The sequence below is a fragment of the Niallia yueguangensis genome, assembly GCF_052663115.1.
Genome location: NZ_JBQTCX010000027.1, coordinates 20,878 through 42,664 on the forward strand (window position 1 = coordinate 20,878; position 21,787 = coordinate 42,664).

Below are 21,787 nucleotides of genomic sequence, written 5' to 3' on the forward strand. Positions count from 1 at the left end.
GCCAATATATTATTTTTTCTGATTGGTATCATTTTATACAACTAGTGTATAAAATTGGATTATTTCGGAAAAGCTAACAAAATAATACTAGAAATATGAAAAATGTGGTTTTTTGGATTGGAAAACCCTTTTTCTTTTTGTCTTATAAAAAGTAATAAACTGCTTTTATAAGATGTAAATAGATGTACTATAACGTTTGATTTGAGGGGTGAATCAGTTGACAGGTCAACTTGTTCAGTATGGACGACACCGCCAGCGAAGAAGCTATGCACGAATTAGTGAAGTTTTAGAATTACCAAATCTTATAGAAATCCAAACCTCTTCCTATCAATGGTTTCTAGATGAGGGATTGCGTGAGATGTTTCAGGATATTTCACCAATCGAAGACTTTACTGGCAACTTATCGCTTGAGTTTATTGATTACAGCTTAGGGGATCCAAAATATTCAGTAGAAGAATCAAAAGAACGAGATGTTACATACTCCGCGCCATTACGAGTTAAGGTTCGTCTTGTAAACAAAGAAACAGGAGAAGTAAAAGACCAAGATGTTTTCATGGGTGATTTCCCGCTTATGACTGAAACTGGTACATTTGTTATTAACGGAGCTGAACGTGTTATCGTTTCTCAGTTAGTACGTTCTCCAAGTGTGTACTATAATGGGAAATTAGATAAAAACGGGAAAAAAGGATTTACAGCGACTGTGATTCCAAACCGTGGAGCTTGGTTAGAATATGAAACCGATGCAAAGGATGTTGTTTACGTACGTATCGATCGTACTCGTAAACTGCCGGTAACGGTTCTTTTACGTGCTTTAGGATTTGGATCTGATCAAGAGATATTAGACTTGATTGGTGACAATGAGTATTTACGCAATACTTTAGAAAAAGATAATACAGAAGGAACGGAAAAGGCTCTATTAGAAATATATGAGCGTTTACGTCCTGGTGAGCCACCTACTGTCGAAAATGCAAAAAGCTTATTAGTTTCAAGATTTTTTGATCCTAAAAGATATGATCTTGCAAATGTAGGACGCTATAAAATTAATAAAAAACTTCATATAAAAAATAGATTGTTTGGTCAACGTCTAGCAGAGACGCTTGTAGATCCAGAAACAGGCGAAATAATTGCGGAAAAAGGTACGCTTTTAGATCGTCGTGCATTGGATCGCATCATACCGAACCTTGAAAATAACATCGGATTTAAAACATTAAGCCCATATGGCGGAGTATTAGAAGACGACGTTATTGTGCAATCTGTTAAAATTTATGCTCCTAATGATGAAGGGGAAAAAGAAATTAACGTAATTAGCAATGCATATGTAGAAGAAGCAGTGAAAAATATTTCTCCTGCAGATATTATTGCATCGATTAGTTATTTCTTTAACCTGTTACATGGTGTTGGTTTAACAGATGACATTGACCACTTAGGTAACAGACGTTTGCGTTCTGTTGGTGAATTACTGCAAAATCAGTTCCGTATTGGATTATCCAGAATGGAGCGTGTAGTTCGTGAAAGAATGTCTATCCAAGATACAAACACGATTACACCGCAGCAGTTAATTAACATCAGACCGGTTATCGCGTCAATTAAAGAGTTTTTCGGAAGCTCACAGTTATCTCAATTTATGGACCAGACAAATCCGCTTGCTGAGTTAACGCATAAGCGCCGTTTATCTGCATTAGGACCTGGTGGTTTAACAAGAGAACGTGCAGGGATGGAAGTTCGTGACGTTCACTACTCACATTACGGTCGTATGTGTCCTATTGAAACGCCAGAGGGACCAAACATCGGTTTGATTAACTCGTTATCATCTTTTGCAAAAGTAAATCGCTTTGGTTTTATTGAAACGCCATACCGCCGCGTAGATCCGGAAACAGGATTAGTTTCAAGCCGTATTGATTACTTGACTGCAGATGAGGAAGATAACTACGTAGTAGCACAAGCAAACGTACGTTTAGGTGATGATGGCGCTTTCCTTGATGAGGAAGTTGTTGCTCGTTTTAGAGGGGAAAATACTGTTGTCCGCCGTGATCGTGTAGACTATATGGATGTATCACCGAAGCAAGTAGTATCTGCTGCAACAGCATGTATTCCTTTCTTAGAAAACGATGACTCAAACCGTGCGTTAATGGGTGCGAACATGCAACGTCAAGCAGTACCGTTGATGCAGCCTGAAGCTCCAAGAGTAGGAACAGGAATGGAATATGTTTCTGGTAAAGACTCTGGTGCTGCTGTTATTTGTAAACATGATGGAATCGTTGAACATGTAGAAGCTCGTGAAGTTTGGGTTAGAAGAGTACAAGTGATTGATGGTCAAGAAGTTAAAGGCAACCTAGATAAATATAGAATGCTTAAGTTTATCCGTTCTAACCAAGGTACATGCTACAATCAACGTCCGATTGTTGCTGTTGGAAACAAAGTAACAAAAGGAGAAATCCTTGCTGACGGTCCATCTATGGAATTAGGTGAACTAGCTTTAGGAAGAAACGTGCTAGTAGCCTTTATGACATGGGATGGGTACAATTATGAAGATGCCATCATTATGAGTGAGCGTCTAGTAAAAGATGATGTTTATACATCTATTCATATTGAAGAATATGAATCAGAATCTCGCGATACAAAGCTTGGACCAGAAGAAATCACACGCGATATTCCAAATGTTGGGGAAGATGCTTTGCGTAACCTTGACGATCGAGGAATTATCCGTATTGGAGCAGAAGTAAAAGACGGAGACCTTCTTGTAGGAAAAGTAACGCCAAAAGGTGTAACAGAATTAACTGCAGAAGAACGTTTATTACATGCTATTTTCGGGGAAAAAGCACGTGAAGTTCGTGATACTAGTTTACGTGTTCCTCATGGCGGAGGCGGTATCGTTCATGATGTGAAAGTATTTAATCGTGAAGACGGAGACGAACTGCCACCAGGGGTGAATCAACTTGTGCGTGTGTACATTGTACAAAAGCGTAAAATTCACGAAGGCGATAAGATGGCTGGACGACATGGTAATAAAGGGGTAATTTCTCGTATTTTACCAGAAGAAGATATGCCGTATCTTCCAGATGGAACACCTGTAGATATCATGTTAAATCCTTTAGGGGTACCATCTCGTATGAATATCGGACAGGTGCTGGAGCTGCACCTTGGAATGGCTGCAAGAAGCTTAAATATCCATGTTGCTTCTCCTGTATTTGATGGAGCTAGGGAAGAAGATGTTTGGGAAACAATCAGAGAAGCTGGCATGGCACAAGATGCTAAAACAGTACTTTATGATGGACGTACAGGAGAGCCGTTTGATAACCGTGTATCTGTTGGTGTCATGTATATGATTAAACTGGCGCACATGGTTGATGATAAACTTCATGCTCGTTCTACTGGACCTTACTCTTTAGTAACACAACAGCCACTTGGCGGAAAAGCTCAGTTCGGTGGACAACGTTTTGGAGAGATGGAAGTTTGGGCTCTTGAAGCGTATGGAGCAGCATATACATTACAAGAAATTCTTACTGTTAAATCAGATGACGTTGTAGGTCGTGTGAAAACGTATGAAGCAATTGTAAAAGGTGAAAATGTTCCAGAGCCGGGAGTACCAGAATCATTCCGCGTACTGATGAAAGAACTTCAAAGCTTAGGATTAGATGTTAAAATTCTATCCAGCAACGAAGAAGAAATAGAAATGAGAGATACAGATGATGATGATGATATTCAACAAGCTGAATCTCTTACAATAGCACCTGATACACAAGAGCCTGAGTCAGAAAAAGTAGGCATTCAAGAGTAATTTCAAGTAACTAGATGAAGGCTGACACTAATGAAAAGGGTCAGCCTTCATAAGATATAAGTACTTATTCTTATTAAGTGGCAAGTATGGAATAGCCCGAAGATCAAAAGGGAGGTAGGACCCTTGTTGGATGTAAACAATTTTGAATTTATGAAAATAGGTCTTGCTTCACCAGATAAGATTCGCTCATGGTCATATGGTGAAGTAAAAAAACCAGAAACAATTAATTATCGAACATTAAAACCGGAAAAAGACGGCTTATTCTGCGAGCGTATTTTTGGTCCTACAAAAGACTGGGAATGTCATTGTGGAAAGTATAAACGTGTTCGTTACAAAGGTGTAGTTTGTGATCGATGTGGTGTAGAGGTGACGCGTGCAAAAGTACGTCGTGAACGCATGGGGCACATTGAACTAGCAGCACCTGTATCGCATATATGGTATTTTAAAGGAATTCCTAGCCGTATGGGGCTTGTTCTTGATATGTCTCCGCGTGCTTTAGAAGAAGTTATTTATTTTGCTTCTTATGTTGTAACCGATCCTGGTGATACAGCATTAGAAAAGAAACAACTTCTTTCAGAAAAAGAATACAGAGCATATCGTGATAAATATGGGATGAAATTCCAAGCTTCTATGGGAGCGGAATCAATTAAGAAATTACTTTCTGATATTGATTTAAATAAAGATGTAGAAGCGTTAAAAGAAGAGTTGAAAACAGCTCAAGGACAACGTCGTACTCGAGCAATTAAACGATTAGAAGTGTTAGAAGCATTCCGTGGTTCTGGCAATGAGCCGTCATGGATGATTTTAGATGTACTTCCCGTTATTCCACCAGAACTTCGTCCGATGGTTCAATTAGATGGTGGACGTTTTGCAACATCAGATTTGAATGATCTATACCGCCGTGTTATTAACCGTAATAACCGTTTAAAAAGATTGTTGGATCTAGGAGCTCCAAGCATTATCGTTCAAAACGAAAAACGCATGCTTCAAGAAGCAGTAGATGCGTTAATTGATAATGGTCGTCGTGGGCGTCCGGTTACAGGACCAGGTAATAGACCATTAAAATCCCTTTCCCATATGTTAAAAGGAAAACAAGGTCGTTTCCGTCAAAACTTACTAGGAAAACGTGTTGACTACTCTGGCCGTTCGGTTATCGTTGTAGGACCGAATTTAAAGATGTATCAATGTGGTTTACCAAGAGAAATGGCATTAGAGCTTTTTAAACCTTTCGTTATGAAAGAATTAGTGGAAAAAGGATTAGCACACAATATTAAGTCTGCTAAACGTAAAATTGAGCGAGTTCAACCTGAAGTTTGGGATGTATTAGAAGAGGTAATCAGAGAACACCCTGTATTGCTTAACCGTGCACCAACACTTCACAGATTAGGAATCCAGGCATTTGAGCCAACATTAGTAGAAGGTCGTGCAATTCGTCTTCATCCACTAGTGTGTACTGCTTATAATGCGGACTTTGATGGAGACCAAATGGCTGTTCACGTTCCGTTATCATCTGAAGCGCAGGCAGAAGCAAGATTATTAATGCTAGCTGCTCAAAATATCTTGAATCCTAAAGATGGAAAACCAGTTGTTACACCTTCACAGGATATGGTGTTAGGTAACTATTACCTAACTTTAGAAAGAGAAGGTGCTGTGGGAGAAGGTATGATCTTTAACGATACAAGTGAGGCAGTGTTGGCATATCAAAATGGTTATGTTCATTTACACACTCGTGTTGCTGTTCGTGCAAGTTCTTTAAATAACGAAACATTTACGGAAGAGCAAAACAACCAACTTTTATTAACAACAGTTGGAAAGTTAATATTTAATGAAATATTACCTAAATCTTTCCCGTACATTAATGAACCTACAAAGGCAAACCTTGAAGAGAAGACTCCGGAAAGATTCTTTGTTAAACAAGGAACAGATGTGCCTGCGATTATTAGGGAAATGCCAATTATTGACCCATTTAAAAAGAAAATTCTTGGGAATATCATTGCGGAAGTATTTAAACGATTCAAAATTACCGAAACATCTAAAATGCTTGATAGAATGAAAGATCTAGGATTTAGACATTCAACAAAAGCAGGTATTACTGTAGGGGTTGCAGATATCGTCGTTTTAGGTGAAAAACAAGAAATTATCGACGAAGCTCAAGGTAAAGTTGATAATGTATTAAAACAATTTAGACGTGGATTAATTACAGAAGAAGAGCGTTATGATAGAGTTATCTCTATTTGGAGTGCTGCTAAAGATGTAATTCAGGCTAAACTGATGAAATCACTTGATAAACGAAATCCAATCTTTATGATGAGTGACTCTGGTGCCCGTGGTAACGCATCTAACTTCACGCAGCTTGCGGGTATGCGTGGACTGATGGCCAACCCGGCTGGTAGAATTATTGAGTTGCCAATTATCTCAAGTTTCCGTGAAGGATTAACAGTATTAGAGTACTTTATCTCTACACATGGTGCCCGTAAAGGTCTTGCCGATACAGCACTTAAAACGGCTGACTCTGGATATCTGACTCGTCGACTAGTTGATGTTGCTCAAGATGTAATTGTCCGTGAAGATGATTGTGGAACAGATAGAGGTTTATTAGTAGCTGCTCTTAAAGAAGGAACTGAAATAATTGAACCGTTAGAAGAGCGTTTAATTGGTCGTTATGCAAGAAGAGCAATTAAGCATCCAGAAACGAATACAGTGATTGTTCCGGAAAATGGTCTAATTACAGAAGACCTTGCTGTAGAAGTAGTGGAAGCTAATATTGAAGAAGTATGGATTCGTTCTGCCTTTACATGTAACACTCGCCATGGTGTATGTAAAAAATGTTACGGTAGAAACTTAGCAACTGGTCAAGAGGTAGAAGTGGGAGAAGCAGTAGGTATTATTGCGGCACAATCTATCGGAGAACCAGGTACACAGTTAACGATGCGTACATTCCATACTGGTGGGGTTGCTGGAGACGATATTACACAAGGTTTACCTCGTATCCAAGAAATTTTCGAAGCTCGTAATCCAAAAGGGCAGGCGGTTATATCCGAGATTGCCGGTGTAGTAGTCGGAATTAACGAAGGCAGAGACCGTCAACATGAGATTACTATTCAAGGTGAACTAGAAACGAAAACATATACTGCACCGTACACAGGAAGATTAAAAGTTAAGCTTGACGATGTAGTAGAACAAGGTCAAGAACTAACAGAAGGTTCTATTGATCCTAAAGAATTGATTAAAGTGAAAAACGTAACTGCTGTTCAAGAGTATCTACTACGTGAAGTGCAGAAGGTATACCGCATGCAAGGGGTTGAAATCGGCGATAAACACGTTGAAGTAATGGTTCGTCAAATGCTTCGTAAAATACGTGTCGTAGATGCTGGGGAAACAGATGTATTACCTGGTACACTACTTGATATCCACCAATTTACAGATGCGAATGCTAAAGCGTTAAAAGCAGGAAAATTACCAGCGACAGGAAGACCTGTATTGTTAGGTATTACAAAAGCATCACTTGAAACAGATTCCTTCTTATCTGCAGCATCGTTCCAAGAAACTACAAGAGTTTTAACAGATGCAGCAATTAAAGGAAAACGTGATGAATTATTAGGATTAAAAGAAAATGTTATTATTGGTAAGCTAGTACCTGCGGGAACTGGTATGCCAAGATATCGACATGCAGAACCTATTACAGCAGAAGAGTCTTCGGAAGAGTCTGTTACTGTAGAGTAAATAATTGAATAAGGTCAAACCCCGCTGTCCAAACAAAGTAATAGACTTGAATAGCAGGGTTCTGACCTTTGCTTATCATTTCAGAAAAGCAATTAATTTTTTTCGTAAATTAATTGACATGAAGTTTTCTAGGTGTTAATATATCAGAGGTGCTCCTATTCACCTGTTGCTTTGGAGGATATGATATGTCTTATGATAAAGTATTACAGGCTAATAAATATGTAGTAGGAACAAAGCAAACGGTTAAAGCGTTAAAAGCAGGAAATGTAACGGAAGTTTTAGTTGCAAAAGATGCTGATCCAATTCTAATTGGAAAAGTAACAGATACAGCTAAACAAGTTCATGTTCCTATAATACTTGTTGATTCCATGATGAAGTTAGGCAAATCATGTGGTATAGAAGTAGGCGCAGCGACTGTAGCCATAATTAATTAAACTGTTTTTATGGAATTAACCATGAAAACTTTGTTTTTGCCCTAATATGAACCACCTGGATGTGTGGGCTTTAAACATAAAAGAAGGGAGGAAAAAGAAATGCCAACTATTAACCAATTAGTACGCAAGCCTCGTCAATCTGCACAAGAGAAGTCGAAGTCACCTGCGTTAAACAAAGGTTACAACAGTTTCAAAAAAACACAAACAAACGTATCTTCACCTCAAAAACGTGGTGTATGTACTCGTGTTGGTACAATGACACCAAAAAAACCGAACTCAGCGTTACGTAAATATGCTCGTGTACGTTTGACTAACGGTATTGAGGTAACAGCATACATTCCTGGTATCGGTCACAACCTACAAGAACATAGTGTTGTACTTATCCGTGGAGGACGTGTAAAAGACTTACCAGGGGTACGTTATCACATTGTTCGTGGTGCGCTTGATACAGCTGGTGTTAATAACCGTATGCAAGGACGTTCTAAATACGGAACAAAAAAACCAAAAGCAGCAAAAAAATAAATAAATCTTAAAACAGCATGATCGAAAGGAGGAAATCAAATGCCACGTAAAGGTCCTGTAGCAAAAAGAGACGTGTTACCAGATCCAATTTACAATTCAAAACTTGTATCTAAATTAATCAATAAAATGATGATCGATGGTAAGAGAGGTAAATCTCAAGCTATCCTATATTCAGCTTTTGAAATCGTAGCAGAACGTACTGGAAAAGATGCAATCGAAGTATTCGATCAAGCATTAAAGAACATTATGCCAGTACTTGAAGTTAAAGCCCGCCGTGTTGGTGGTTCAAACTATCAAGTTCCAGTGGAGGTTCGTCCAGATAGACGTACTACACTAGGTCTTCGCTGGTTAGTTAACTATTCTCGTCTTCGTGGAGAAAAAACGATGGAAGAAAGATTAGCTAACGAAATTTTAGATGCAGCTAACAATACTGGAGCATCTGTTAAAAAGCGTGAAGATACACACAAAATGGCTGAAGCAAACAAAGCGTTTGCTCACTATCGTTGGTAAGATAATCAATTTAAAAAAATACTTTCTTAATGGAAGGAGAAATACCAAATGGCTAGAGAGTTCTCCTTAGAAAACACTCGTAATATTGGTATCATGGCGCATATTGATGCTGGTAAAACGACAACAACTGAGCGTGTACTTTATTATACTGGTCGTATCCATAAAATTGGTGAAACTCATGAAGGTGCATCGCAAATGGACTGGATGGAGCAAGAACAAGAACGTGGTATCACGATTACATCTGCTGCAACAACAGCACAATGGGAAGGTCATCGTGTAAATATCATCGATACACCAGGACACGTAGACTTCACAGTTGAAGTTGAACGTTCTCTTCGTGTACTTGATGGTGCGGTTGCAGTTCTTGATGCTCAATCTGGTGTTGAACCTCAAACAGAAACTGTTTGGCGACAAGCAACAACTTATGGAGTTCCTCGTGTAGTTTTTGTTAATAAAATGGATAAAATAGGAGCAGACTTCCTATATTCATTAGGAACATTACACGATCGCTTACAAGCGAATGCACATGCAATTCAATTGCCAATCGGTGCTGAAGATCAATTCGAAGGCATTATTGACTTGGTAGAAATGAAAGCAACTTTCTATGGCAACGACTTAGGAACAGATATCCAAGAACGTGAAATTCCTGAAGAGTATAAAGAACTTGCTGAAGAATACCACGAGAAATTAGTGGAAGCTGTAGCAGAACTTGACGAAGACTTAATGGAAAAATATCTTGGTGGAGAAGAAATCACTACTGATGAATTAAAAGCTGCTATCCGTAAAGGTACAGTAAACGTTGAATTCTATCCAGTTATCTGTGGTTCTGCTTTCAAAAACAAAGGTGTTCAAAAAATGCTTGATGCAGTTATCGACTACTTACCATCTCCATTAGATGTACCATCAATCAAAGGTACTGTTCCTGATTCAGATGAAGTAATTGAAAAACATTCAAGTGATGAAGAACCATTTGCGGCACTTGCATTTAAGGTTATGACAGACCCATTCGTAGGTAAATTAACATTCTTCCGTGTATACTCTGGTACTTTGAGCTCTGGTTCATATGTACAAAACTCTACTAAAGGCAAACGTGAGCGCGTAGGTCGTATTCTACAAATGCACGCAAACAGCCGTCAAGAGATTTCAGAAGTACATGCTGGAGACATTGCAGCAGCGGTTGGATTAAAAGATACTACAACTGGAGATACTCTATGTGATGATAAGAACTTAGTAATCTTAGAATCAATGGAATTCCCAGAGCCGGTTATTGAGTTGTCAATTGAACCTAAATCAAAAGCTGACCAAGATAAAATGACTACAGCTCTACAAAAATTACAAGAAGAAGATCCAACATTCCGTGCGCATACTAACCAAGAAACTGGTCAAGTAATTATCGCTGGTATGGGTGAGCTTCACTTAGATATTCTTGTAGATCGTATGCGTCGTGAATTTAAGGTTGAAGCAAACGTTGGTGCACCACAGGTTGCATATCGTGAAACTTTCCGTGGTTCTGCAGCGGTAGAAGGTAAGTTCTCACGTCAATCTGGTGGACGAGGACAATATGGTCACGTTTGGATTGAATTCTCTCCAAACGAAGAAGGTAAAGGCTTCGAGTTCGAAAACGCAATCGTTGGTGGGGTTGTTCCACGTGAATATATCGCTCCAGTTCAAGCTGGTCTTGAAGATGCGTTAGAAAGAGGAGTACTTGCAGGCTACCCAATGGTAGACGTTAAAGCTAAATTATTTGATGGATCTTACCATGATGTTGACTCATCTGAAATGGCGTTTAAAATTGCCGCTTCAATGGCACTTAAAAACGCTGCTTCAAAATGTAACCCTGTAATTCTTGAACCTGTCATGAAGGTTGAAGTAATCATCCCAGAAGAGTACATGGGTGATATTATGGGTAATATTACTTCTCGTCGTGGACGTGTTGAAGGAATGGAAGCGCGCGGTAACGCTCAAGTAGTACGTGCTATGGTTCCACTTTCAGAAATGTTTGGTTACGCTACAAACTTACGTTCAAGCACACAAGGTCGCGGAGTATTCTCTATGACTTTTGACCACTACGAAGAAGTGCCAAAATCAATCTCTGAAGAGATCATCAAAAAAAATAAAGGGTAATTGTTGATTTTACCTTTTTAATCAAGTATAACTACTATGTAAGCAATAAAGCTGTGATGAAAATTCACAGCTCCAATACTTAATTTTCACAATTAAAAGGAGGATTTTCCTAATGGCAAAAGCTAAATACGATCGTTCAAAGCCACACGTAAATATCGGAACAATTGGTCACGTTGACCATGGTAAAACAACTTTAACAGCTGCTATCACAACTGTACTTTCTAAAGTAGGTGGAGGAGAAGCACGCGGTTATGATCAAATCGATGCTGCTCCAGAAGAGCGTGAGCGCGGTATCACAATTTCAACTGCACACGTTGAGTATGAAACAGCTACTCGTCACTATGCACACGTTGACTGCCCAGGACATGCTGACTATGTTAAAAACATGATCACTGGTGCTGCTCAAATGGACGGCGGTATCCTAGTTGTATCTGCAACTGATGGTCCAATGCCACAAACTCGTGAGCACATCCTATTATCTCGTCAGGTTGGTGTACCTCACTTAGTAGTATTCTTAAACAAATGTGATATGGTTGATGACGAAGAGTTATTAGAATTAGTAGAAATGGAAGTTCGTGACCTTCTTTCTGAATATGAGTTCCCTGGTGACGATATTCCAGTTGTTAAAGGTTCTGCTCTTAAAGCACTTGAAGGTGAAGCAGAATGGGAAGAAAAAATCAACGAGCTTATGGCTGCTGTAGATGAGTATATCCCAACTCCTGCACGTGATACTGAAAAACCATTCATGATGCCTGTTGAGGATGTATTCTCAATCACAGGACGTGGAACAGTTGCTACAGGACGTGTTGAGCGCGGACAAGTTAAAGTTGGTGACGTTGTTGACATCATCGGTTTAGCTGAAGAGAAAAAATCAACTACTGTAACAGGTGTTGAAATGTTCCGTAAATTACTTGATTATGCTGAAGCTGGAGATAACATTGGTGCACTTCTTCGTGGTGTTGCACGTGAAGATATCCAACGTGGTCAAGTATTAGCAAAACCAGGTACTATCACTCCTCACGTAAAGTTCAAAGCTGAAGTTTACGTATTATCAAAAGAAGAAGGTGGACGTCATACTCCATTCTTCACAAACTACCGTCCACAGTTCTACTTCCGTACAACTGATGTAACTGGTATTTGTAACTTACCTGAAGGCGTAGAAATGGTTATGCCTGGTGACAACATCGAAATGGATGTTGAACTAATTTCTTCTATCGCTATCGAAGAAGGTACTAAATTCTCTATCCGTGAGGGTGGACGTACTGTAGGTGCTGGCGTAGTTGCTACAATCGTTGAGTAATTAACTAGTTAATTTAAAAAAGCAAGCCAGTTGATCTGGCTTGCTTTTTTTCGTATAGGTGCAGTATATTCTCTCATAATTTGATATAAAAGATAAGGCTGTTTTCTCAAAGTTTGTTGTTTTTTACGTAAAAAATGGGAGAAGAAGTACTCAGCAGTCTGCATACACGTAGACTTCTGTGGGAATGCGAGAAAGACGAGACCCCGCAGGAGTGTATGCGACGAGGAGGCTCGACGCTCGCTAAACGGACGAAGTGTATTCAGGCTGCGAGTTTAAAAGCAACATTCTATATGAAAACACCCATAGATAAAAAAAGATCCACTCTCCTTTTAGGAGAAGTAGACAAAACACTGTAAGACTACCTTATACAAACTATTAAAAAACTCTTTCACCCACCACGAAAATTATTATAAGGAAAGCAACCTTATCATTAGTGTTCTAATTTTTCGACAATTCGCCAAAACCTTGAAAAATCTACTTTAACTATGTATAATAGTCTGAGTGTACAAAAACAAAAGAAAAATAATTTATACTATTGCTTTTCTTATTTAGTTTCTGTATAATAGACAATGTTGGTCTTTGACTGCGATGATGCAGAAGGTTGCTGACACACCCGGCCGCTTTGCCATGGCGAGTGTGTGGGAAATTTCTGCGGAGAATGTCTATTTTAAAATAGGCGAAAAGGAGGGAAAATAATGGCAAAACAAAAAATTCGTATCCGTTTAAAAGCGTATGATCATAAAATTTTAGATCAATCTGCTGAGAAAATCGTTGAAACTGCAAAACGTTCTGGTGCGGCTGTTTCTGGTCCGATTCCGTTACCGACAGAAAAGTCTGTATACACTATCTTACGTGCGGTTCATAAATATAAAGATTCTCGTGAGCAATTTGAAATGCGTACGCATAAACGTCTAATCGACATTGTTAATCCAACTCCACAAACAGTTGATTCCTTAATGCGTTTAGACTTACCATCAGGTGTAGATATAGAAATTAAATTATAATAACAATAAATATTAAGATTATCAGGAGGTGTGACTGAAATGACCAAAGGAATCTTAGGAAGAAAAATTGGTATGACTCAAGTATTTGCTGAGAACGGCAATCTTATCCCTGTAACAGTAGTGGAAGCTGCTCAAAACGTAGTGCTTCAAAAGAAAACTGTTGAAACAGACGGTTACGAATCTGTTCAGATCGGTTTTGAAGATAAACGTGAAAAGTTGGCTAACAAACCTGAAAAGGGTCATGTTGCGAAAGCAAACACTGCTCCTAAGCGCTTCGTTCGTGAATTGAGAGAAGTAAACTTAGATGAGTATGAAGTTGGTCAAGAAGTCAAAGTAGATGTATTCGCTGAAGGCGATGTTGTAGATGTAACAGGGATCTCTAAAGGGAAAGGTTTCCAAGGCTCTATTAAACGTCATGGACAATCACGTGGCCCAATGGCTCACGGTTCTCGTTATCATCGTCGCCCAGGTTCAATGGGACCTGTAGCACCAAACCGCGTATTTAAAGGTAAAGCATTACCAGGACGTATGGGTGGAGAACAAGTTACTGTTCAAAACTTAGAAATCGTAAAAGTAGATGTTGAACGCAACCTTCTATTAATTAAAGGAAATGTTCCAGGATCTAAAAAAGCTTTATTAAAAATTAAAACGGCGGTAAAAGCTAAGTAATTAAACCAGAAAGGAGGAAATAAGAATGCCTAAAGTTGCATTATTTAACCAAGACGGTACTCAAGCTGGAGATATCGAATTAAAAGATACAGTATTCGGTATCGAGCCTAACAACCATGTTTTATTCGAAGCAGTTGTTATGCAAAGAGCTTCTTTACGTCAAGGAACTCATAAAACTAAAATTCGTTCTGAGGTTGCTGGTGGTGGACGTAAACCATGGCGCCAAAAAGGTACAGGACGTGCTCGTCAAGGATCTATCAGATCTCCACAATGGCGTGGTGGTGGAACAGTTTTCGGACCAGTTCCTCGCAGCTATAGCTACAAACTTCCTAAAAAAGTTCGTAGATTAGCAATCAAATCTGCATTATCTACTAAAGTATTAGAAGAAAATATTTTAGTATTACAAAGCCTTGCTTTCGAAACACCAAAAACTAAAGATTTCAAAGGATTCCTAGGCAATCTTTCTGTTGATAAAAAAGCATTAATTGTTACAGCTGACCTAGATGAAAACGTAGCATTATCTGCACGCAACATCCAAGGTGTAACAGTAGTTACTGCTTCTGATATTACAGTTTTAGATGTTTTAAACCATGATAAATTAATCATAACTAAGCAAGCGGTTGAAAAAGTAGAGGAGGTGCTTGCATAATGGATGCACGCGAAACGATTAAGCGCCCCGTTATCACTGAACGTTCTACTGACTTAATGGCTGACAAAAAATATACGTTTGAAGTTGATGTAAGAGCTAACAAAACTCAAGTTAAAGATGCTGTAGAAGAAATCTTTGGCGTAGAAGTTGAAAAAGTTAACATCATGAACTACAAAGGTAAGTTCAAGCGTATGGGACGTTTCGGAGGATACACAAACAAACGTCGTAAAGCAATTGTGAAATTAACAGCAGACAGCAAAGAAATCGAATTCTTTGAAGCTTAAAATATAATAAAGAAGAGGAGGGAACACAATGGCGATTAAGAAGTATAAACCTACCTCTAATGGTCGACGCAACATGACATCTTCTGACTTTAGTGAAATCACTACAAGTACACCAGAAAAATCATTGCTTGCTCCTTTAACAAGAAAAGGCGGCCGTAATAACCAAGGTAAGTTAACAGTTCGTCATCAAGGTGGAGGTCATAAGCGTCAATATCGTATCATCGATTTTAAACGTGACAAAGATGGCATTCCAGGACGCGTTGCTACAATCGAGTACGATCCAAACAGATCTGCAAACATCGCGTTAATTAATTATGTAGACGGAGAAAAACGCTACATTCTTGCACCAAAAAATTTAGAAGTTGGAATAGAAGTAATGTCAGGACCTGAAGCAGATATTAAACCAGGTAATGCATTGCCACTAGCTAACATTCCAGTGGGTACAGTTATCCACAATATCGAATTAAAACCAGGAAAAGGCGGACAATTAGTTCGTTCAGCAGGTACTTCTGCACAAGTTCTTGGTAAAGAAGGTAAATACGTACTAGTACGTTTGAATTCTGGTGAAGTTCGTTTAATTCTTGCAACTTGCCGTGCATCAATCGGTCAAGTAGGTAATGAACAACACGAATTAATCAAAATCGGTAAAGCTGGTCGTTCTCGTTGGTTAGGCAAGCGCCCAACTGTTCGTGGATCTGTAATGAACCCTAATGACCATCCACACGGTGGTGGTGAAGGTCGTGCTCCAATCGGACGCAAATCACCTATGTCTCCATGGGGTAAACCAACTCTTGGATACAAAACTCGTAAGAAGAATAAGAAATCAGATAAATTTATTGTACGTAGCCGTAAAAAATAACGGGGTTGAACTACGGTTCATTGATAGAACCGTAGAACAATCACGAAGGGAGGTTCAATTATGGGTCGCAGCTTAAAAAAAGGACCTTTTGTTGATGATCATTTACTAACAAAGATCGAAAAGTTAAACGAAAGTGAAAAGAAACAAGTTATCAAAACTTGGTCTCGTCGTTCTACGATCTTCCCACAATTCATCGGTCAAACAATTGCTGTTTATGATGGTCGTAAACATGTACCAGTTTATGTTACTGAAGACATGGTAGGTCATAAACTTGGAGAATTCGCTCCGAGTCGTACTTACAAAGGTCATGCAAGTGACGATAAGAAAACAAGACGTTAATGAGAGGAGGGCATTCAAATGCAAGCTAAAGCTGTTGCAAATACAGTTCGTATTGCTCCTCGTAAAGCTCGTTTAGTCGTAGATTTAATTCGAGGAAAGCAAATAGGTGAAGCAGTATCAATATTAAAGCTAACTCCAAAGGCTGCTTCTCCAATCGTAGAAAAAGTATTAAAATCTGCTATCGCTAACGCAGAGCATAATTACGAAATGGATATCAATAATTTAGTGGTTGAGCAAGCGTATGTTAACGAAGGACCAACACTTAAACGTTTCCGTCCTCGTGCGATGGGTCGTGCAAGCCAAATTAACAAACGTACTAGCCACATCACTATCGTTTTATCAGAAAAGAAGGAGGGGTAATCAGTGGGTCAAAAAGTAAATCCAGTCGGTTTACGTGTCGGAATCATTCGTGATTGGGAATCAAAATGGTTCGCAGGTAAAGACTATGCTGAACTTTTACACGAAGACCTTAAAGTTCGTGAGTATATCACTAAACGCTTAAACGATGCATCTGTTTCTAAAGTTGAAATCGAACGTGCAGCGAACCGTTTAAACGTTACTGTTCACACTGCTAAACCAGGAATGGTAATTGGTAAAGGTGGTACAGAAGTGGAAGCTTTACGCAAAGCTTTAAACTCACTTACTGGTAAACGTGTACACATCAATATTCTTGAAATTAAAAAAGCAGACATGGATGCAAAATTAGTTGCTGAGAACATTGCTCGTCAATTAGAAAACCGTGTATCTTTCCGTCGTGCTCAAAAACAAGCAATCCAACGTTCAATGCGTTCTGGAGCTAAAGGTATTAAAACAATGGTATCAGGCCGTCTTGGCGGAGCAGATATCGCTCGTTCTGAGTCTTACAGTGAAGGTACTGTGCCTCTACACACTTTACGTGCAGATATCGATTACGCTACTGCTGAAGCAGATACTACTTATGGTAAATTAGGCGTAAAAGTTTGGATCTATCGTGGAGAGATCCTTCCAACGAAGAAGAAAACTGAGGAAGGAGGCAAATAATATGTTACTACCTAAACGTGTAAAATATCGTCGTGTGCACCGTGGTAAAATGCGCGGTCAAGCAAAAGGCGGTACAGAAGTAACTTTTGGTGAATATGGTTTACAATCTACTGAAGCTTCATGGATTACAAACCGTCAAATCGAATCCGCTCGTATTGCGATGACTCGTTATATGAAACGTGGCGGTAAAGTTTGGATTAAAATATTCCCACATAAGCCATACACTGCAAAGCCTCTAGAAGTCCGCATGGGTTCCGGTAAGGGTGCTCCAGAAGGTTGGGTAGCAGTTGTTAAGCCAGGTAAAGTAATGTTCGAGGTTGCTGGTGTATCTGAAGAGATTGCACGTGAAGCACTTCGTCTTGCAGCGCACAAACTTCCAGTTAAATGTAAGTTTGTAAAACGTGAAGAAATTGGTGGTGAAACTAATGAAAGCTAATGAAATTCGTGACCTTACCACTGCAGAAATAGAGCAAAAAGTTAAATCTTTAAAAGAAGAGCTATTCAACCTTCGCTTTCAATTAGCGACTGGACAACTTGAAAATACAGCTCGCATTCGTGAAGTACGCAAAGCGATTGCTCGCATGAAAACTGTTATTCGTGAAAGAGAAATCGGCGTCAATAATCGATAACGTGAGAGGAGGTTCGTAAAATGAGCGAACGCAATCAACGCAAAGTCTATACTGGACGTGTTGTTTCAGACAAAATGGATAAGACAATTACTGTTGTTGTTGAAACATATAAAAAACATCCATTATACGGCAAACGCGTGAAATACTCTAAGAAGTATAAAGCTCACGATGAGCAAAATACAGCAAAAATTGGCGATATCGTCCGTGTTATGGAAACTCGTCCATTATCAGCTACAAAACGTTTCCGTCTTGTAGAAGTAGTAGAAAAAGCAGTTATTATTTAATTGTTCGGAATTAAGCTTCATCCCGAAGGGAGGTTACACACATGATTCAACAAGAATCACGTTTGAAAGTTGCTGACAACTCTGGTGCTCGTGAAGTACTAACTATTAAAGTTCTTGGTGGTTCAGGACGTAAAACTGCAAACATCGGTGATATTATCGTTGTTACTGTGAAACAAGCAACACCAGGTGGCGTTGTTAAAAAAGGTGACGTAGTGAAAGCAGTAGTCGTAAGAACAAAAAGTGGTGTTCGTCGTGCAGACGGTACTTACATTCGTTTCGATGAAAACGCATGTGTAATTATCCGTGATGATAAAAGTCCACGTGGAACACGTATCTTTGGACCAGTTGCTCGTGAACTTCGCGACAGCAACTTTATGAAAATTGTATCATTAGCTCCAGAAGTACTATAATATAAATTTAATTGCCTTTAAGGAGGTGCGAAAAGATGCATGTAAAAAAAGGTGACAAAGTAATGGTCATCTCTGGTAAGGATAAAGGCAAAACAGGTGTTGTTCTTGCAGCGTTTCCTAAGAAAAGCCGTGTGGTTGTTGAAGGGATTAACATTGTAAAGAAACACTCTAAGCCATCCCAGTTGAATCCACAAGGTGGAATCAATGACCAGGAAGCAGCTATTCATGTATCCAACGTTATGCCTATCGACCCTAAAACTGGTACGCCTACTCGTGTAGGTACGAAAACGGTTGATGGTAAAAAAGTACGCGTAGCGAAAAAATCCGGTGAAATTCTAGATAAATAGTTCAATGAAGAAGGGAGGTACAATGAATGAACCGCCTAAAAGAAAAATTTGTTAAAGAAACTACTCCTGCTCTAATGAGCAAGTTTAATTATAAATCTGTAATGCAAGTACCAAAACTTGAAAAAATCGTTATCAACATGGGTGTTGGTGATGCTGTTGCAAACGCTAAAGCATTAGACGTTGCAGTTGAAGAATTAACATTAATCACTGGTCAAAAACCAGTAATCACTCGTGCAAAAAAATCTATTGCAGGATTCCGTCTGCGTGAAGGAATGCCAATCGGTGCAAAAGTTACTCTTCGTGGAGAACGCATGTATGAATTTTTTGATAAATTAGTAGCTGTATCTCTTCCACGTGTACGTGACTTCCGTGGTATTTCTAAGAAATCATTTGACGGTCGCGGTAACTACACATTAGGTGTAAAAGAACAATTAATCTTCCCTGAAATTGATTACGATAAAGTAAACAAAGTTAGAGGAATGGATATTGTTATCGTTACTACTGCAAATACTGATGAAGAAGCTCGTGAACTTTTAACTCAATTTGGAATGCCGTTCCAAAAGTAATCTCTAATTAGAGGGAGGCGAAAATGTGGCTAAGAAGTCAATGATTGCGAAACAAAAACGCACGCCTAAATACAAAGTACAAGAATATACACGTTGCGAACGTTGTGGACGTCCACATTCTGTGTACCGTAAATTTAAGCTTTGCCGTATTTGTTTCCGTGAATTAGCATATAAGGGACAAATTCCTGGTGTGAAAAAAGCTAGCTGGTAAAACCCCATTTCGGGAAGGAGGTAAAAACAATGGTTATGACAGATCCAATTGCAGATTTGCTTACAAGAATCCGTAACGCGAATATGGTTCGTCACGAGAAGTTAGAAGTACCTGCTTCTAACATCAAAAAGGAAATCGCTGAAATTTTAAAGCGTGAAGGTTTCGTACGTGATGTTGAATTTATTGAAGATAACAAACAAGGATTTATCCGCATTTTCCTTAAGTACGGTTCTAGCAACGAGCGTGTTATTACTGGACTTAAACGTATTAGTAAACCTGGTCTTCGTGTATATGCAAAAGCTACAGATGTACCACGTGTATTAAACGGTCTTGGAATCGCACTAGTTTCTACTTCTCAAGGAGTACTTACTGATAAAGAAGCTCGCGCTAAACAAGTTGGCGGAGAAGTTTTAGCATACGTTTGGTAATAAGTTTTAATTGAATGGAGGTGCAACTAAATGTCTCGCGTAGGTAAAAAACCAATTGAAGTACCAGCAGGCGTTACAGTTACTATTGATAACAGTACTGTAACGGTTAAAGGTCCTAAAGGTGAATTAACTCGTGCTTTTAATACTGATATTACAATCAAATTAGAAGAGAACGTGATTAATATTTCTCGTCCATCTGATGCGAAAGAGCACCGTGCTTTACATGGCACAACTCGTGCTTTAATCGCAAATATGGTGGAGGGTGTTTCTAAAGGTTTCGAAAGAGGTCTTGAACTAATCGGGGTTGGTTATCGTGCTCAAAAACAAGGATCTAAACTTGTTTTGAACGTAGGTTACTCTCACCCAGTTGAAATCGAACCAGAAGCAGGTCTTGAAATTGAAGTTCCATCTGCAACTAAAGTAGTTGTTAAAGGTACAAATAAAGAACGTGTTGGAGCACTTGCTGCTAACATCCGTGATGTTCGTCCACCAGAACCTTATAAAGGGAAAGGTATCCGTTATGAAGGCGAATATGTACGTAGAAAAGAAGGTAAAACTGGTAAGTAATGCCGCATAGGTAAACGAAAGGAGTGACCTAAATGATTACGAAGGCTGATAAAAATCAAGTTCGTAAGAAAAGACACGCACGCGTGCGTTCTAAACTTAGCGGAACTGAAGCTCGTCCTCGTTTAAATGTGTTCCGTTCAAACAAACACATTTACGCTCAGCTTATTGATGATGTAAAAGGTGTTACTATCGTTAACGCTTCTACATTAGATAAAGAATTAAACTTAGATTCTGCAAGCAACGTAGATGCTGCTGTTAAGATCGGTGAACTAGTTGCTAAACGTGCAGTTGAAAAAGGAATTAAATCAGTTGTTTTCGATCGCGGAGGATATTTATACCATGGTCGCGTAAAAGCTTTAGCTGATGCTGCTCGTGAGAACGGCCTAGAATTTTAATAGACAAAGGAGGGACATAAAAAGATGCGTCGTATTGATCCAAACAAACTTGAACTAGAAGAACGCGTAGTTACAGTTAACCGTGTAGCGAAAGTTGTTAAAGGTGGACGTCGTTTTCGTTTCTCTGCTCTAGTAGTAGTTGGGGACAAAAATGGTAACGTTGGTTTCGGTACTGGTAAAGCACAAGAAGTACCTGATGCAATTCGTAAAGCGGTTGAAGATGCGAAGAAAAATCTTATTGAAGTGCCTATGGTTAGCACTACAATACCACACCAAGTAATCGGACATTTTGGTGCTGGTGAAATTTTATTAAAACCTGCTTCTGAAGGTACTGGAGTTATCGCTGGTGGTCCAGTGCGTGCGGTACTTGAGTTAGCTGGTGTAGCTGATATTCTATCTAAATCTTTAGGTTCTAACACACCAATTAACATGGTTCGTGCAACTTTAGACGGTTTAAAACAATTAAAACGTGCTGAAGACGTAGCTAAGTTACGTGGTAAATCAGTAGAAGAACTGTTAGGATAAGGAGGGAAATTAAATGGCAAACAAACTGGAAATTACCCTCACAAAAAGCGTAATTGGTCGTCCGCAAGACCAACGCGAAACAGTTAAAGCATTAGGATTACGTAAAGTAAACCAAACAGTTGAACAACAAGATAATGCTGCTATCCGCGGTATGATCAATAAAGTATCACATCTTGTTTCTGTGAAAGAAAACTAAAATTCATTCTTCTT

At 39.0% G+C, this 21,787-nt stretch carries 27 protein-coding genes; all 27 read left to right on the forward strand.

The features are described 5' to 3' along the window. Positions 1 to 217 precede the first annotated feature (217 nt). The 27 genes from rpoB (at position 218) to rpmD (ending at position 21,773) form a co-directional block, all read left to right on the forward strand. Entirely contained in the window at positions 218 to 3,778 is a 3,561-nt protein-coding gene (gene rpoB, locus ACTYA4_RS19225) for a DNA-directed RNA polymerase subunit beta (RefSeq protein WP_443483157.1), read from the forward strand. A 123-nt stretch (positions 3,779 to 3,901) separates the two neighbouring features. Beyond that, the gene (rpoC, locus tag ACTYA4_RS19230) at positions 3,902 to 7,501 is read left to right on the forward strand and encodes a DNA-directed RNA polymerase subunit beta' (RefSeq protein ID WP_443483158.1); all 3,600 of its coding nucleotides are present in this window, start codon (positions 3,902 to 3,904) and stop codon (positions 7,499 to 7,501) included. A gap of 185 nt (positions 7,502 to 7,686) precedes the next feature. Beyond that, positions 7,687 to 7,935, forward strand: a complete 249-nt coding sequence (locus tag ACTYA4_RS19235; protein ID WP_443483159.1) for a 50S ribosomal protein L7ae-like protein — start codon at positions 7,687 to 7,689, stop codon at positions 7,933 to 7,935. A 99-nt stretch (positions 7,936 to 8,034) separates the two neighbouring features. Next, the gene (rpsL, locus tag ACTYA4_RS19240) at positions 8,035 to 8,457 is read left to right on the forward strand and encodes a 30S ribosomal protein S12 (RefSeq protein WP_443483160.1); all 423 of its coding nucleotides are present in this window, start codon (positions 8,035 to 8,037) and stop codon (positions 8,455 to 8,457) included. A 39-nt stretch (positions 8,458 to 8,496) separates the two neighbouring features. Continuing rightward, the gene (gene rpsG / locus ACTYA4_RS19245) at positions 8,497 to 8,967 is read left to right on the forward strand and encodes a 30S ribosomal protein S7 (RefSeq protein WP_443483161.1); all 471 of its coding nucleotides are present in this window, start codon (positions 8,497 to 8,499) and stop codon (positions 8,965 to 8,967) included. Positions 8,968 to 9,015: 48 nt separating this feature from the next. Then, positions 9,016 to 11,091, forward strand: a complete 2,076-nt coding sequence (fusA, locus tag ACTYA4_RS19250) for an elongation factor G (RefSeq protein ID WP_443483162.1) — start codon at positions 9,016 to 9,018, stop codon at positions 11,089 to 11,091. Positions 11,092 to 11,203: 112 nt separating this feature from the next. After that, positions 11,204 to 12,391: an elongation factor Tu gene (gene tuf, locus ACTYA4_RS19255; protein ID WP_443483163.1), complete on the forward strand. Its 1,188-nt coding sequence runs from the start codon at positions 11,204 to 11,206 to the stop codon at positions 12,389 to 12,391. A gap of 695 nt (positions 12,392 to 13,086) precedes the next feature. Next, complete coding sequence (rpsJ, locus tag ACTYA4_RS19260; RefSeq protein WP_443483164.1) at positions 13,087 to 13,395, forward strand: 30S ribosomal protein S10; 309 nt, start codon at positions 13,087 to 13,089, stop codon at positions 13,393 to 13,395. A gap of 39 nt (positions 13,396 to 13,434) precedes the next feature. After that, positions 13,435 to 14,064 (forward strand): 50S ribosomal protein L3, encoded by a 630-nt coding sequence (gene rplC, locus ACTYA4_RS19265; protein WP_443483165.1) that lies wholly within the window; start codon positions 13,435 to 13,437, stop codon positions 14,062 to 14,064. Between the two features lie 25 nt (positions 14,065 to 14,089). Next, complete coding sequence (rplD, locus tag ACTYA4_RS19270) at positions 14,090 to 14,713, forward strand: 50S ribosomal protein L4 (RefSeq protein WP_443483166.1); 624 nt, start codon at positions 14,090 to 14,092, stop codon at positions 14,711 to 14,713. Then, the gene (rplW, locus tag ACTYA4_RS19275; RefSeq protein WP_443483167.1) at positions 14,713 to 14,997 is read left to right on the forward strand and encodes a 50S ribosomal protein L23; all 285 of its coding nucleotides are present in this window, start codon (positions 14,713 to 14,715) and stop codon (positions 14,995 to 14,997) included. Before rplD ends, rplW begins: the two co-directional genes overlap by 1 nt. A gap of 28 nt (positions 14,998 to 15,025) precedes the next feature. Further along, positions 15,026 to 15,856 carry a 50S ribosomal protein L2 gene (rplB, locus tag ACTYA4_RS19280; protein ID WP_443483168.1) on the forward strand — a complete coding sequence of 277 codons (831 nt, stop codon included), beginning with the start codon at positions 15,026 to 15,028 and terminating at the stop codon, positions 15,854 to 15,856. Between the two features lie 60 nt (positions 15,857 to 15,916). Continuing rightward, positions 15,917 to 16,195: a 30S ribosomal protein S19 gene (gene rpsS, locus ACTYA4_RS19285; protein ID WP_443483169.1), complete on the forward strand. Its 279-nt coding sequence runs from the start codon at positions 15,917 to 15,919 to the stop codon at positions 16,193 to 16,195. Positions 16,196 to 16,213: 18 nt separating this feature from the next. Further along, positions 16,214 to 16,555 (forward strand): 50S ribosomal protein L22, encoded by a 342-nt coding sequence (rplV, locus tag ACTYA4_RS19290; RefSeq protein WP_443483170.1) that lies wholly within the window; start codon positions 16,214 to 16,216, stop codon positions 16,553 to 16,555. Between the two features lie 3 nt (positions 16,556 to 16,558). Further along, entirely contained in the window at positions 16,559 to 17,215 is a 657-nt protein-coding gene (gene rpsC / locus ACTYA4_RS19295) for a 30S ribosomal protein S3 (protein WP_443483171.1), read from the forward strand. A 1-nt stretch (position 17,216) separates the two neighbouring features. Continuing rightward, positions 17,217 to 17,651, forward strand: a complete 435-nt coding sequence (rplP, locus tag ACTYA4_RS19300; RefSeq protein WP_443483172.1) for a 50S ribosomal protein L16 — start codon at positions 17,217 to 17,219, stop codon at positions 17,649 to 17,651. Next, positions 17,641 to 17,844: a 50S ribosomal protein L29 gene (gene rpmC, locus ACTYA4_RS19305; RefSeq protein ID WP_003351417.1), complete on the forward strand. Its 204-nt coding sequence runs from the start codon at positions 17,641 to 17,643 to the stop codon at positions 17,842 to 17,844. The genes rplP and rpmC overlap by 11 nt, the downstream gene beginning before the upstream one ends. A gap of 20 nt (positions 17,845 to 17,864) precedes the next feature. After that, positions 17,865 to 18,128, forward strand: a complete 264-nt coding sequence (rpsQ, locus tag ACTYA4_RS19310; RefSeq protein ID WP_443483173.1) for a 30S ribosomal protein S17 — start codon at positions 17,865 to 17,867, stop codon at positions 18,126 to 18,128. A gap of 41 nt (positions 18,129 to 18,169) precedes the next feature. Then, the gene (rplN, locus tag ACTYA4_RS19315; RefSeq protein ID WP_443483174.1) at positions 18,170 to 18,538 is read left to right on the forward strand and encodes a 50S ribosomal protein L14; all 369 of its coding nucleotides are present in this window, start codon (positions 18,170 to 18,172) and stop codon (positions 18,536 to 18,538) included. Positions 18,539 to 18,573: 35 nt separating this feature from the next. Further along, positions 18,574 to 18,885, forward strand: coding sequence for a 50S ribosomal protein L24 (gene rplX / locus ACTYA4_RS19320; RefSeq protein WP_443483175.1), 312 nt, complete (start codon positions 18,574 to 18,576; stop codon positions 18,883 to 18,885). A 26-nt stretch (positions 18,886 to 18,911) separates the two neighbouring features. Then, positions 18,912 to 19,451: a 50S ribosomal protein L5 gene (rplE, locus tag ACTYA4_RS19325; protein ID WP_443483176.1), complete on the forward strand. Its 540-nt coding sequence runs from the start codon at positions 18,912 to 18,914 to the stop codon at positions 19,449 to 19,451. A 25-nt stretch (positions 19,452 to 19,476) separates the two neighbouring features. Further along, positions 19,477 to 19,662 (forward strand): 30S ribosomal protein S14, encoded by a 186-nt coding sequence (gene rpsN, locus ACTYA4_RS19330; protein ID WP_009499044.1) that lies wholly within the window; start codon positions 19,477 to 19,479, stop codon positions 19,660 to 19,662. Between the two features lie 29 nt (positions 19,663 to 19,691). Further along, positions 19,692 to 20,090, forward strand: a complete 399-nt coding sequence (gene rpsH / locus ACTYA4_RS19335; protein ID WP_443483177.1) for a 30S ribosomal protein S8 — start codon at positions 19,692 to 19,694, stop codon at positions 20,088 to 20,090. A 30-nt stretch (positions 20,091 to 20,120) separates the two neighbouring features. Next, positions 20,121 to 20,657, forward strand: coding sequence for a 50S ribosomal protein L6 (gene rplF, locus ACTYA4_RS19340; RefSeq protein WP_443483178.1), 537 nt, complete (start codon positions 20,121 to 20,123; stop codon positions 20,655 to 20,657). Between the two features lie 32 nt (positions 20,658 to 20,689). Next, positions 20,690 to 21,052 (forward strand): 50S ribosomal protein L18, encoded by a 363-nt coding sequence (rplR, locus tag ACTYA4_RS19345; protein ID WP_443483179.1) that lies wholly within the window; start codon positions 20,690 to 20,692, stop codon positions 21,050 to 21,052. Positions 21,053 to 21,076: 24 nt separating this feature from the next. Then, a complete protein-coding gene (gene rpsE, locus ACTYA4_RS19350; protein ID WP_101176327.1) occupies positions 21,077 to 21,577 on the forward strand; it encodes a 30S ribosomal protein S5 in 501 nt (166 codons plus the stop codon). A gap of 13 nt (positions 21,578 to 21,590) precedes the next feature. Then, positions 21,591 to 21,773: a 50S ribosomal protein L30 gene (rpmD, locus tag ACTYA4_RS19355; protein ID WP_101176328.1), complete on the forward strand. Its 183-nt coding sequence runs from the start codon at positions 21,591 to 21,593 to the stop codon at positions 21,771 to 21,773. The last annotated feature ends 14 nt before the right edge of the window (positions 21,774 to 21,787 follow it).

What these genes read in the sequence shown, in the direction of transcription:
- ACTYA4_RS19235 (WP_443483159.1), top strand. Translation starts at nt 7,687, where the DNA reads ATGTCTTATGATAAAGTATTACAGGCTAATAAATATGTAGTAGGAACA.
- rpsL (WP_443483160.1), top strand. Translation starts at nt 8,035, where the DNA reads ATGCCAACTATTAACCAATTAGTACGCAAGCCTCGTCAATCTGCACAA.
- rpsG (WP_443483161.1), top strand. Translation starts at nt 8,497, where the DNA reads ATGCCACGTAAAGGTCCTGTAGCAAAAAGAGACGTGTTACCAGATCCA.
- fusA (WP_443483162.1), top strand. Translation starts at nt 9,016, where the DNA reads ATGGCTAGAGAGTTCTCCTTAGAAAACACTCGTAATATTGGTATCATG.
- tuf (WP_443483163.1), top strand. Translation starts at nt 11,204, where the DNA reads ATGGCAAAAGCTAAATACGATCGTTCAAAGCCACACGTAAATATCGGA.
- rpsJ (WP_443483164.1), top strand. Translation starts at nt 13,087, where the DNA reads ATGGCAAAACAAAAAATTCGTATCCGTTTAAAAGCGTATGATCATAAA.
- rplC (WP_443483165.1), top strand. Translation starts at nt 13,435, where the DNA reads ATGACCAAAGGAATCTTAGGAAGAAAAATTGGTATGACTCAAGTATTT.
- rplD (WP_443483166.1), top strand. Translation starts at nt 14,090, where the DNA reads ATGCCTAAAGTTGCATTATTTAACCAAGACGGTACTCAAGCTGGAGAT.
- rplW (WP_443483167.1), top strand. Translation starts at nt 14,713, where the DNA reads ATGGATGCACGCGAAACGATTAAGCGCCCCGTTATCACTGAACGTTCT.
- rplB (WP_443483168.1), top strand. Translation starts at nt 15,026, where the DNA reads ATGGCGATTAAGAAGTATAAACCTACCTCTAATGGTCGACGCAACATG.
- rpsS (WP_443483169.1), top strand. Translation starts at nt 15,917, where the DNA reads ATGGGTCGCAGCTTAAAAAAAGGACCTTTTGTTGATGATCATTTACTA.
- rplV (WP_443483170.1), top strand. Translation starts at nt 16,214, where the DNA reads ATGCAAGCTAAAGCTGTTGCAAATACAGTTCGTATTGCTCCTCGTAAA.
- rplP (WP_443483172.1), top strand. Translation starts at nt 17,217, where the DNA reads ATGTTACTACCTAAACGTGTAAAATATCGTCGTGTGCACCGTGGTAAA.
- rpmC (WP_003351417.1), top strand. Translation starts at nt 17,641, where the DNA reads ATGAAAGCTAATGAAATTCGTGACCTTACCACTGCAGAAATAGAGCAA.
- rpsQ (WP_443483173.1), top strand. Translation starts at nt 17,865, where the DNA reads ATGAGCGAACGCAATCAACGCAAAGTCTATACTGGACGTGTTGTTTCA.
- rplN (WP_443483174.1), top strand. Translation starts at nt 18,170, where the DNA reads ATGATTCAACAAGAATCACGTTTGAAAGTTGCTGACAACTCTGGTGCT.
- rplX (WP_443483175.1), top strand. Translation starts at nt 18,574, where the DNA reads ATGCATGTAAAAAAAGGTGACAAAGTAATGGTCATCTCTGGTAAGGAT.
- rplE (WP_443483176.1), top strand. Translation starts at nt 18,912, where the DNA reads ATGAACCGCCTAAAAGAAAAATTTGTTAAAGAAACTACTCCTGCTCTA.
- rpsH (WP_443483177.1), top strand. Translation starts at nt 19,692, where the DNA reads ATGGTTATGACAGATCCAATTGCAGATTTGCTTACAAGAATCCGTAAC.
- rplF (WP_443483178.1), top strand. Translation starts at nt 20,121, where the DNA reads ATGTCTCGCGTAGGTAAAAAACCAATTGAAGTACCAGCAGGCGTTACA.
- rplR (WP_443483179.1), top strand. Translation starts at nt 20,690, where the DNA reads ATGATTACGAAGGCTGATAAAAATCAAGTTCGTAAGAAAAGACACGCA.
- rpsE (WP_101176327.1), top strand. Translation starts at nt 21,077, where the DNA reads ATGCGTCGTATTGATCCAAACAAACTTGAACTAGAAGAACGCGTAGTT.
- rpmD (WP_101176328.1), top strand. Translation starts at nt 21,591, where the DNA reads ATGGCAAACAAACTGGAAATTACCCTCACAAAAAGCGTAATTGGTCGT.